This is a genomic window from Acinetobacter nematophilus, from assembly GCF_026344175.1.
Classification (GTDB): domain Bacteria; phylum Pseudomonadota; class Gammaproteobacteria; order Pseudomonadales; family Moraxellaceae; genus Acinetobacter; species Acinetobacter nematophilus.
Genome location: NZ_JAPKMY010000026.1, coordinates 1 through 2,432 on the forward strand (window position 1 = coordinate 1; position 2,432 = coordinate 2,432).

The following is a 2,432-nucleotide window of genomic DNA, read 5'->3' on the forward strand; positions in this document are numbered from 1 at the left end:
GTGTTATCAATGTGAATGTCTATGTTACTGTCTACACGATCAAGCCCAGCACTTTTGTCCTCTGGAGTATTTGGATCATCAGTCGCATTTTTACCTAACTGATCTTCCGCTTGAACAGTATTGCCATTACGATCAACAACTTCTGAACTTACAGTCAAATCACCATCCACAAATTCTTCTGGAACTTCAGCTGTATAGCTGCCATCTGGCTGAACAGTAACTTCGATATCTTTGCTTAATGTATTTCCGTTCTTGTCTTGTCCTGTAATGGTAATAACAACTTTCGTTCCTTCAGGAATATTTTCTGTTTTACCAATGATTGAGCCATCCGTTTTTACTTCAACACTATTTTTCCCATTGGGAATATTTTCTTTATTTTTATCATTATCATGTGTTGCTGCGATGACACCACCGACTACACCTGTCCCAATCAGCCAAGGAAGCATTCCAGTCAAATGACTACTTGCTTCAGGTAACAATACTTCAAGCCCTGTAATTTCTTTAAAACCTGAAACTCCATCAAACCAATATAAGATACAACCATCTTCATCTTCAAAGACTAAATCTGAAGTTACTTCTTGGTGAACTACAAAGAAGTTTTCAATAACAATCACTTCACCATTTTTAAGCTTTAATAATAAATGATCCCCATCTCGAATATATTCAACCACATCATCTCTATTCATTTTAGTATGAATGATTGATGCTTCTGACAAAGTGATATGGTTGGTATCTACCGTTGATTTACTTAAAGAATCTTTTTCAATTACAACAAAATTAGCCATTTTTTACCTAAGGAGATTATGTACATTTATCTTTTTAAAAAACCAATTACTTAAAAATATGCATGCAGAAACCCTACAAAAATGAAATTTTTGATGAGGGTTAGGAGATATTTATGAGTAAAAAATAAATCGATAATTAAGTATGATTACATTTGAGGTACGACAGTTTGAGTGGATTCACTTTTGTTAGAACATTGAAGCGTCTGACCGTCATTTAAAATAAACGGTTTTCCCTCTCCATCTACTGAAAGTAAAAAATTATGACTATTCAACTTTTGCACATCTACATCAACATCACAGCTAAAACATGATTCAGTATTGCAATTTTTTACTTTAAAATTATAGACTTCAGGCTTTAAGTGATACTTTGCCGTATTATTTATATAAAAGTTCCCTGCTTGTATACGATCAATATAGAAATCAATTGCACACTTCTGATGTGTTGCGGTATCCCCAGAACAAAGCTTTTCATCTCTTTTCACAAGAACAATTTGATTGTTCGTCAAACTTTTCTCTTGAAACCTTAAATTTGATGGTTTTTGATACTGATTGCTTACACAGGCTGTCATACCTATTGCAGCAGTCACTACCATCAAAATAACTTTTGACATCACCGTACTCCGACATTAAAAATAATCGATAAAATCACAACATTAAAATAAGCAGGTTTAGATGAAAAAATAGATCATTTATATCTCGTATTATCTTTATATGATATTCAATTAAATCTATATTCCATCCAGTACAAATCAATAAAGCACAAGGATTAAAATAATTACAAAAATAGAAAACCCATTAATTTAAAATCAAAAATAGACTAAATAAACCTCAACAAAAAAAATGCAAAACAACACCCTTACCGAAATATTTTATAAAAATAAATCAGCAAAATTTATGTATATTTTTTACACTAAAATTGGGAGATAACTTCAGCCTAAATAGATTAAATATTATTCAATACAGGTATTTTTCATTCATGTGTTCGCATAAATTAAGTCCTTTAAATTTAACTTTATGAGATTTAACTCACACAATCCTAGCATAAAAATGATACAAATCATTATCTTTTTTTTATTTGATGATAAATTTTTTATAATTTTTTAGGTTTTCTTTATAAAAAAACAATTATCATATCAATGGGTTAAAAAAAGTATTTTTTTATAAAGAATATATTTATAATTTTATTTTATTTTTATATTTTTTATCCAGAAAATGCTCAGCATATAATCTCTTATCTCCCACATAATCTCTAAAATACAAACGTATATATTATAATTCCATAAACATTAAATTAAATGTTATATCCTTTTCAAAACCACAATCCATAATCGTTTATTAACAATCAGTACACTATCATTCATTGTTTAATTAACAATCAAAACAATAGCTAAATTTATATTAAATTTAAATCATTCTGCTAAAATCAAATCATTACTGTGTAAAATAAAATAATATTTACGAGAAACTTGAAATAAACCAATGCCGATAATTACAAGCATGTTTAGGTGCCGTTCAGGAATGTTAATCACTAAAAAGCCAGCAATTTTTTTAAAAAGCTTGGGTGCGATCAGTGTATGTGTTCTGATTCAGAACCATGGTCATGCACAAGACACCACCTATTTAAAAGGCTTCAAGGAAAGTGTATCG

At 29.6% G+C, this 2,432-nt stretch carries 2 protein-coding genes; both read right to left on the reverse strand.

Going from position 1 to position 2,432, the window contains the following annotated elements:
* Positions 1-785: BapA/Bap/LapF family prefix-like domain-containing protein (locus OSH00_RS20400; protein ID WP_266131943.1), on the reverse strand; the 785-nt coding region annotated here is incomplete at its 3' end.
* A gap of 146 nt (positions 786-931) precedes the next feature.
* A complete protein-coding gene (locus tag OSH00_RS20405; protein WP_266131944.1) occupies positions 932-1,396 on the reverse strand; it encodes a hypothetical protein in 465 nt (154 codons plus the stop codon).
* Positions 1,397-2,432: the final 1,036 nt, after the last annotated feature.